Annotated in this window: 5 protein-coding genes; 4 read left to right on the forward strand and 1 reads right to left on the reverse strand. The window is 35.2% G+C overall.

The window, feature by feature from the left end; genetic code table 11:
• Positions 1-21 precede the first annotated feature (21 nt).
• From AAEO59_RS13915 to AAEO59_RS13930, 4 genes are all read left to right on the forward strand, one after another.
• Positions 22-1,194, forward strand: a complete 1,173-nt coding sequence (locus AAEO59_RS13915) for an IPT/TIG domain-containing protein (RefSeq protein ID WP_066329857.1) — start codon at positions 22-24, stop codon at positions 1,192-1,194.
• A gap of 70 nt (positions 1,195-1,264) precedes the next feature.
• Positions 1,265-2,548: an alginate lyase family protein gene (locus AAEO59_RS13920; RefSeq protein ID WP_341701357.1), complete on the forward strand. Its 1,284-nt coding sequence runs from the start codon at positions 1,265-1,267 to the stop codon at positions 2,546-2,548.
• Positions 2,549-2,681: 133 nt separating this feature from the next.
• Positions 2,682-4,076: a glycosyl hydrolase family 28 protein gene (locus tag AAEO59_RS13925; protein WP_341701358.1), complete on the forward strand. Its 1,395-nt coding sequence runs from the start codon at positions 2,682-2,684 to the stop codon at positions 4,074-4,076.
• A gap of 476 nt (positions 4,077-4,552) precedes the next feature.
• The gene (locus AAEO59_RS13930) at positions 4,553-9,106 is read left to right on the forward strand and encodes a DUF4979 domain-containing protein (protein ID WP_341701359.1); all 4,554 of its coding nucleotides are present in this window, start codon (positions 4,553-4,555) and stop codon (positions 9,104-9,106) included.
• A gap of 69 nt (positions 9,107-9,175) precedes the next feature.
• On the opposite strand, the gene AAEO59_RS16385 is transcribed toward AAEO59_RS13930, so the two are convergent.
• Entirely contained in the window at positions 9,176-9,262 is an 87-nt protein-coding gene (locus tag AAEO59_RS16385) for an IS3 family transposase (protein ID WP_407934929.1), read from the reverse strand.
• Positions 9,263-9,264: the final 2 nt, after the last annotated feature.

Genomic DNA, 9,264 nt, shown 5'->3' on the forward strand with positions numbered 1-9,264 from the left:
ATTTTTTTAAATTATACTACTATGAATCAGATTATAAAAAACAAAATAAAAGCCCTAACAGTATTATTTAGTATAGTACTAATGGCTTCATGTAGTGATCAGGAAAAAGATTTCACGGGAGAATCCCTGGTTACCTATCCTGCTGTTACGGTTTCCTCAGTTTCACCTTCTGAGGGAACTTCAGGAAATATTGTTACTTTAACAGGGACTAATTTTGGTCAATATGTTAAAGCTGCAAAAATTTATTTTAATGGTATTCTTGCGGATGAGATATTAAGTTATACGGATACTTCAGTTACAGTTAGGGTGCCTCAGGATGCAGGAACAGGACCTATAACTGTAAAAGTTTGGACTAACAAAGTAATAACGGAAGATTTTACTTATATGACCGGAGCTACTATTTCAAATCTTTCTCCTAATTCTGCTAATGTTGGAGATTTAGTGACAATTAATGGGCAAGGTTTTGGTACTGATTTATCAAAGGTACAAGTTACTTTTACCGACGGAATAACCAAATATGATGCTAAATTTGGTAAAGTTATTTCTGTTTCAAATACTCAAATAGGGGTGTTAGTTCCTAAAGGAGCGGTTACCGGAAAAGTAAGGGTTTGGTTAGAAAATCAAATTATCACTGGACCTGAACTTAAAGTAATCGCACCACCAAAAGGGAAGTATATTTTTGAATTTGATGATCCAACAGATGTTCAATGGTTACCAGCTCAAAATGGTACTTACAAAATTGAAGATGGTAAAATGAAAGTTACTTTCGATCCAACACAATTAGGTACAACTGCCAGTAAACGTCGCGCAGATTTATATAACATAATTAATGGTATTTTTCCATATCCATCAGGAACAGCTAAAACGAAATGGGTTCAATCTCCAACCTATCCTATTTTGGCAATGAAAATTGCTTTTACCGGAACAGGGGCAGTTAAGCCTGGTACAGGTAATATTATCCTTGATCCATCTGTTTCAGGTGGAATTAATGCGGGTAATAATAAATATAAAACCGACTTTGTCGCTCAAAATGTTATTTACTACGATTTATCAGCTGATTATTTAACAGAAACCGAATTAGCAACAAGACAGTTTAAGATAGCCGATATAGTGGGGACTGAAACAGGTTATGAGGTAGATTGGATACGTACATTTAAAAGCACTGCTGAACTTAAAACATTCCTTGGTTTGTAAAAAAAGTAATTTATAGACCAAGAATAACCTTAATTCTTGGTCTATTATTAGTAAATAAAAAAGTATAAAAATGAAAAAAAATATAAAAGCTAAAATAGCAATCGCAATAATAGGTTCTTTATCTTTTATTGCTTGTAGTTATGATTATGGATTGCCAGAAAGCAAAGTAGATACTGGAACTACTACTACTGAAGATATCACAGTACCATCAAATATGGTCTTTGCTCATCCCGGATTATTGCATTCTCAGACCGATTTTGACCGAATGAAAACAAATGTTCAGAATTTGGTAGATCCATGGATTTCAGGTTATAATAAAATGATTTCCAATAGTCATGCTTCGGCCACTTATACGATGAAAGGACCTGTAGTAACTCTTATCAGAGGAGGAGGTTCGCTAGAGGAACCTTTGCCAGATAATTATAGTACTGCTTTTAATGATGCTCACGCGGCCTATTTAACGGCTATTCGATGGAAAATTACAGGTGATGTTGCTTATGCTAATAAATCAATCCAAATTTTGAATGCTTGGGCAGCTACCTGTACATCTATTAGCGGAGATTCTAATAAAGCATTGGGAGCTGGTATTTACGGTTATCAATTTGCTAATGCGGCTGAGATTATGCGTGATTATTCAGGTTGGAATGCTACCGATTTAGCAAAGTTTAAAAAATGGATGTTGGATGTATTTTATCCAGTTAATTATAATTTTTTACAAACACATTACAATACCTGTAGTTCTCACTATTGGGCGAATTGGGATTTGTGTAATTTAGCTTCTATAATGTCTATTGCTGTTTTAAATGATGATGTTGCTAAATATACTTATGTTATTAATTATTTAATGAAAGGGGTAGGTAATGGTCAGTTGAAAAAAGCAATCAATTATATTCATCCTAAAACAGCCAATGATGATATTGATTTAGGGCAAATTCAGGAAGCAGGAAGAGATCAGGGACATGCTTTAATGGTAATTGGTTTGCTAGGTTCTATTGCTCAAATGGCTAATAATCAAGGGTTAGATGTGTATGGCTATAATGATAATATGATTTTAAAAGCAGCTGAGTATGAAGCTAAATTTAATGCAGCTAGATTATCAGTACCCTTTACAACTTATACTAATTGCGATAATATTACTCACACAACTGCTGCAGATGATGCTGCAAGAGGAAGTTTGAGACCTGTTTGGGAAAGAATTTACAATCATTACACTGTAAAAAAAGGGATTAAAGCTCGTTACATAAAAATGGCTAGAGATATTGTATATCCGGAAGGAGGAAGTGGAGAATATGATGTTAATAGTGGAGGATATGATGATTTAGGATTTGGAACTTTATTATATAGCGTAGAGTAGTTTTTTAATAAATCTATTAAGTATCAAATTTTCAAACCCATTAGAATTTCAAATCTAATGGGTTTTCTTTAACATTATAATTTGATTTTTAATACATGTTGCAACCGCTATGAAAAATAGAATAGTACTAAATATGAATAAAACTTTTTTTACAATCCTTGGGTTGCTTATGATTTTTCAATTATCAGCCCAGGAATTAGTCACTTATGAGGCAACGGGAGGATACAAATACTCGGCACATAATGACGATTTTACCGTACTGGTACGAACTCCAAAAGGAGAATGGAAAGATCTGTTTGAATATAATGTCGAAGTTGATTTAGATACGAAGTCGGTTGCCTCGATGGCTTATTTTGATTTTTCAGGCAAAGTGGAAGTCATGATTAAGAAGAATAATGGTATAGTTAATAAGGTAAATATTCGTCCGTCAATTTTGGGGATTCAGTCGATAGTAAAGGGAAATACGATAACTTTTTCGTTAGATAAACCATCCAAATTATCAATAGAAATTGATGGCGACAGACTGCATAATTTACATCTTTTTGCAAATACTATTGATAAAAACAAACCCAACCCCAAAGACCCAAATGTGATTTATTTTGGTCCGGGAGTTCACCAACCCAATGATCAGCCAGGAGACGTTTATCACATACCTTCCGGAAAAACAGTTTATATTGATGGAGGTGCTATTGTGAAAGCAAAGTTTTTAATATCTGATGCAAACGATGTCACTATTAGAGGAAGAGGTATTATTATGCAGCCCGAAAGAGGGGTGGAAATTCGAAATTCCAAAAATGTAATTATTGATGGACTCACGTTTATTAATCCTTCCCATTACACCGTTTACGGAGGGCAAAGTACCGATGTAACCATTCGAAATATCAAATCGTTTAGCAGTAAAGGCTGGAGCGATGGCATTGATTTGATGTCCTGTTCTAATGTGGAAATTGATGACGTTTTTATGCGAAATTCAGATGATTGTATTGCTATTTATGGACACCGTTGGGATTTTTACGGAGATGCTAGAAATTATTTGATTCACAATTCTATTTTATGGGCAGATATAGCACACCCTACTAATATAGGGCTTCACGGTGATGCTGAGGGTAAGGGAGAAATAATTGAAAATATAACATTCTCAAATATCGATATTCTGGAACATGACGAAGATGACCGAAATTATCAGGGATGTTTAGCCATCAGTGCCAGTGATAATAATTGGGTTAAAAATATACGCTATGAAAACATTCGAATTGATGATATTCAGGAAGGGCAATTATTCAATTTCAGAGTCTATTTTAATGAAAAATACAGTAAGGCTCCTGGCAAAGGAATTCAAAATTTAGTCTTGTCAAACATTAGTTATAATGGGCGTCCGGTTAATACGTCAATTTTAGAAGGTTTTTCAAAAGAGAGAATAATAAAAGGGATTAGCATAGATAATTTTAAAATTAACGGTCAGTTAATTCAAAATGATAAAACTAATTATGTAGTAAAAGATTTTGTTCAGGAGGTAAAGTTTAAATAAGGTAGAAGTACCAATATCCTAAACCATTACTAATTTTTATATGCCAAGGCTGCGTTTTCTTAAGCGTATTCTTGGCTTTGTTATTTAGAATTGCTAGAATTATGGGGTGTTTTTGTTCTGGTGTAAATGTTTTTAATTCAGTGGTTTATGTTGTGTTGGCGAGTTGTAAAATTTATCTGTGTTTTTTGTAAAATAAATTGAATAATGGATGATAGTTTATATATAATGGTTGATAATTAGTATTCAAGAATAATTCATCTAGGTATTTTTGATTGTAAATAAATGAAGATAATACAATGCTATAATCAAAAATCAAAATGCCTATGGTGAATAAAAATTAAACTTAATTGGTATGTCTTTCATATTGATTTAATTTCAAAATGAGATGATGAAAATAAATACAACTTGATAATAATGAGTTGAATAGAAAACTAAAACCACCAAAAAAAATATGAATTTATATCTAAAACCAACCAATGGAAAATTTTAAACTGATAAATATTGATAAAAACTTTACTTTACCCCAATCTTTTGGGTTAGTCGCCACATTTGGAACAGTATCTGAAAAATTATATAATTTGTTCAACACTGCCATCTTGGCCATTATACTACTACTTTTTTCTTTTATAAAAGCTGAAGCTCAAACCGGACAGATAAATGATGATTTTTCTACCGGAGCTACTTTTAACTGGGTTGCTGCAACCGCAGGATCAACAGGTCAAATTTTAAATGGAAAATATAATGTGAACTTTCCGGCACCTTCAAGTGGAAAATACCGTGCTGATTTTAAGAAAAACGGAGGCATAACTTTTCATGCCGGGAATTACCCTATAATTGCCATTAAGATTAATAAACCGCCGCGTTGTAATTATTTTTTTGACACTAGTTTGGGCTCTTATAATGGTACCAATAACAACGGAACTAAAATTGTTACTGAAAGCGGTAATGTTTTTTATTGGGATCTTTCAACCGGTAAGTTGGGGACTACTACACTTTCAACAACCCAGCCTACTACATTGACTTTATTTCAATTAAAAATCGCTGATATTGTATTAACTTCTGAAGAACTTGCCTCGAATAAAACGAATTATCAGGTGGACTGGGTAAAAAGTTTTGCTTCTGTAGACGCGCTGCGCGCTTACTTAAATCCTTCCGGAACTACTAATCCACAATTTGAATTCAGTGGTACTTTTGTACATCCTGGTTTGCTCCATAATGCGACCGATCTTAACAGGATTAAGGATTTGGTAGCTCAGCAGGCAGGTCGTCCGTACCAGAGTTATCAGGTTTTGGTGGCTTCTGGTAAAGCTTCTGCAACTTATACTATGAAGGGGCCTTATAGTGCCCTTACCAGAGATGCTTCCTTTACAATTGACGGAGTAGCTGGTGGGACTGTTAAAAATAATGTAGAGAGTGATTTTCTGGCGGCTTATTACAATGCATTAATGTATAAAATTAATGGTAATGAGGCACACGCTTTAAAAGCTATTCAGATATTGGATGCCTATTCGGCTACTACTAAATCTATAGTTGGTGCTGATGCGGAGCTAAATGGCTTGTACGGATTTATGTTGGTCAATGCAGCTGAAATCATGCGTTCTGCTTACCCTTCATGGGCGGCAGCCAAAGTGTTGCAGTGCCAAAATATGCTGAAGTCGGTTTTTTATCCAATAATTGGAAATTTCAAACCTTGTGCTCATGGTAACTGGGATATTATTTGTATGAAAGCCTTAATGGGAATAGCCATTTTTACCGAAGATACAGCCATGTTCAACAAAACTATAAACTACTATTATTACGGAGAAGGTAATGGAAGTATCAAAAATTATGTACTTACCGATGCAGGTCAATTGCAGGAAAGTAACCGGGATCAACCGCATGTAATGTTGGCGATAGGTTCCCTTGCTGAATTGGCAGAAATGGCCTTGAAACAAGGGGTTGATTTGTACTCCGCTAATAATAATGCTATTATGAGAGGTTATGAATATACTTCTCAATACAATTTGGGTATGGATGTTCCTTATCAAACCAGTTATGATTATTGCGAGAAAAATTATCAGGATTATACACCAACTGCTATTTCTCCCAATGGAAGAGGTGATTTAAGGGCCGTGTTCGAAATTGCGTACAATCATTATGTTTACCGCAAAGGTTTGGCAATGCCTCAAACGATGGCTGTATTAGGAAGAATGGGGGCTGAAGGAGCGCCTTTTGGAGCGGATAACCCGGGTTATGGATCTTTATTATTTTATTTGAATACGGCTAATGACTATCCATTTGTAAATCAGGGATTAATTGATGATAATTTTACAACTTCAACTCAGACATGGAAAGCTGTAACTACCGGATCGGTTGCTACAGCAGAAGACGGGCAATTAAAAATTACCACAGTGATTCAATCGAATGGGAAAGGAAGGGGAGACATGCAGAATAACATTACTACTGTTCATCCTGGTAATTATCCAATTTTGGCAATTAAAATGAAGAAGCCTGTTAATTGTAATTTTACTTTTGATACTAACTTAGGAAGCTATGGTAATGCAGCTAACAAATGGACAGGAAAAGTAGGAGAGGAGATTTATTATTATGATCTTACTAAAACAGGTTTTGGTGCAACGCCTTCTATGTTGTCAACTACAGCTGCCACAACACTTTCAACTTTTCAGTTCAAAGTAGCCGATATTGCTTCTGGTGAAACAAGCTATACTGTGGATTGGGTTAAAACGGTTAAAACAGTGGCAGAGCTTACTGCATTTGATCCGGCAACTGGTTTAATTAATGATAATTTCTCGACAACTACAGATGGTTGGAGTACAACAACCAGTGGAGCTACTGCTACAGCGGATAATGGTCATTTACGGGTAGGTCTTGTTAAACAAACGAACGGTTCTTATCGTGGGGATGTTAAAAAAACAGCAGGAGTAACATTGTATCCAGCCAATTATCCTATTGTAGCTATTAAGTTGAAAAAACCAATAGTTGCCAATATCACTCTAGATTCTAATCTGGGATCTTTTGGAAATGGCAGTAATAAATGGACGGGTAAAGTGGGTAATGATATTTATTATTTTGATCTTTCTAAAACTGGTTTTGGTACAGGAGGTGTTTTAACTGTTCCAACGAGTTTAACAACTTTTCAATTTAAAATAGCTGATATTACATCAGGCGAGGCTAATTATCAGGTAGATTGGGTAAAGACGGTTAAAACGGTAGCCGAGTTGCAGGCTTTGGTTGCCCCGGCTTATCAGACAATAACTTTCGCAACTATAGACGTTATGAAAATGGGAATGGCAGATTTTGGTTCGGCTACATCCAGTTCAGGACTAACAGTAAGTTTGTCAAGTTCCAATGAAAATGTTGCAACTATTGTAAATGGAAAAATACATATTGTTGGAGCAGGAACTTCTGAAATTTCAGCTGCTCAAGTTGGGGATGCTAACTATTATGCTGCCGATGTGGTGAAACGAAATCTTGTGGTGGTTAAAAATGATCAGAGTATTATGTTCAGTAACCTATCTGCAAAAACAATAGAGGATGCTGATTTTACAGCCGGAGCTATTGCGAGTTCAGGATTGACAGTAAGTTATACAAGTTCTAATCCGGAAGTTGCTACAATTGTTGATAGTAAAGTTCACATTGTTGGTGCAGGAACAACCATTATCACAGCTTCGCAGTCAGGAGATGAAATCTACAATGCTGCAACTTCAGTTACACAACCGCTAACTGTGAATAAGCTGTTTTATGCTGATGCAGATAAAGATGGTTTTGGATCGACTACAACTGCTTTGCTCTCTGTAAATGATGCTCCGGAAGGATATGCTACGAACAATACCGATTGTAATGATAATGATGCAACTGTTCATGAGCCAAAGCAATACTATGTAGATGCCGATAAAGATGGATTTGGTTCAACAACAACAGCAATTTTGTGTTCATCTGTAGCTCCGGAAGGCTATGCTACTAACAACACCGATTGTAATGATAACGATGCGACCGTACACGAACCTCTTCAATATTATGTTGATGCCGATAAAGATGGATTTGGTTCAATCACAACGGCAATGTTGTGTTCATCTGTAGCTCCGGAAGGCTATGCTACTAACAACACCGATTGTAATGATAACGATGCGACCGTACACGAACCTATTCTATATTATGTTGATGCTGATAAAGATGGATTTGGTTCAACTACAACAGCTATGTTATGTTCATCTGTAGCTCCGGAAGGATATGCTACCAATAATGCTGATTGTGACGATACTAAGATACTGTATGCGGATAATGATGGAGATGGATTAGGAGCGGGTAGCCCAGTAGCCTGTGGTGTAGCAAATACTAACGATTGTGATGACACCAATCCAATTCAATTAACAGCTATCATTCCAGATGTGTATACACTTAATTCAGCAGTAGATGAAAAGAATACTATTTATGTTGGTTATGGGGCAACTTCTCTTAATATTACAGCAACTCCTGCAGGAGGTACTGTACCGTACACATATCAGTGGAGTACAAACCAAACATCACAAAGTATTTCAGTATCAGCGGCAGGGACTTATACTGTAACAATAACTGATGCTAAAGGTTGTCAAACTACAGCCGTTATTGTTATTAAAACATTAAATGTACAGTGTGGTAATTCCAATGATAAGGTTATGGTTTGCCATAATAATCAGGTAATTTGTGTAAGTTCAAATTCAGTTCAATCTCATTTAGACCACGGAGATAAGTTAGGTTCATGCACTGTTGCTAACAAAGAAGCGAGCAAAAGTTTAATTACTGAAGGAGATACAACTGAAGATGTTGTTGTTTATCCTAATCCTGTGACTTCTATATTGAATGTAAAAGTGAATGAAGTTTACAGTGGCGCAACACTTGAAGTATATAATATTTTAGGTGTTAAGTTACGTTTTCAGGCATTGACAAATACGCTAGAAGCTATTTCTTTAGAAGGATTACCTTCAGGAAACTATTTGTTATATATTTGTAATGGTAATAGAATTACCGTTAAAAGTATTATCAAACAATAATTAATTAATACGAATTGAATTAAAGCCGGCTCTTGTAGACTGCACCCAAAAGTTTAGACGAATTTATAATTAAATTTGATAATAATGAGCTCGATATTGTATCGGGCTCATTCCTTTTAGATTAAGTTTTATTCTCTCATTATTATAGTAATCTATAT

It is taken from the genome of Flavobacterium flavipallidum, assembly GCF_038289905.1.
Taxonomy (GTDB): Bacteria; Bacteroidota; Bacteroidia; order Flavobacteriales; family Flavobacteriaceae; genus Flavobacterium; species Flavobacterium flavipallidum.

Excerpts from the sequence above, each read along its gene's own strand:
- AAEO59_RS13930 (WP_341701359.1), top strand. The coding sequence starts at position 4,553 with ATGGAAAATTTTAAACTGATAAATATTGATAAAAACTTTACTTTACCC.
- AAEO59_RS13915 (WP_066329857.1), top strand. The coding sequence starts at position 22 with ATGAATCAGATTATAAAAAACAAAATAAAAGCCCTAACAGTATTATTT.
- AAEO59_RS13920 (WP_341701357.1), top strand. The coding sequence starts at position 1,265 with ATGAAAAAAAATATAAAAGCTAAAATAGCAATCGCAATAATAGGTTCT.
- AAEO59_RS13925 (WP_341701358.1), top strand. The coding sequence starts at position 2,682 with ATGAATAAAACTTTTTTTACAATCCTTGGGTTGCTTATGATTTTTCAA.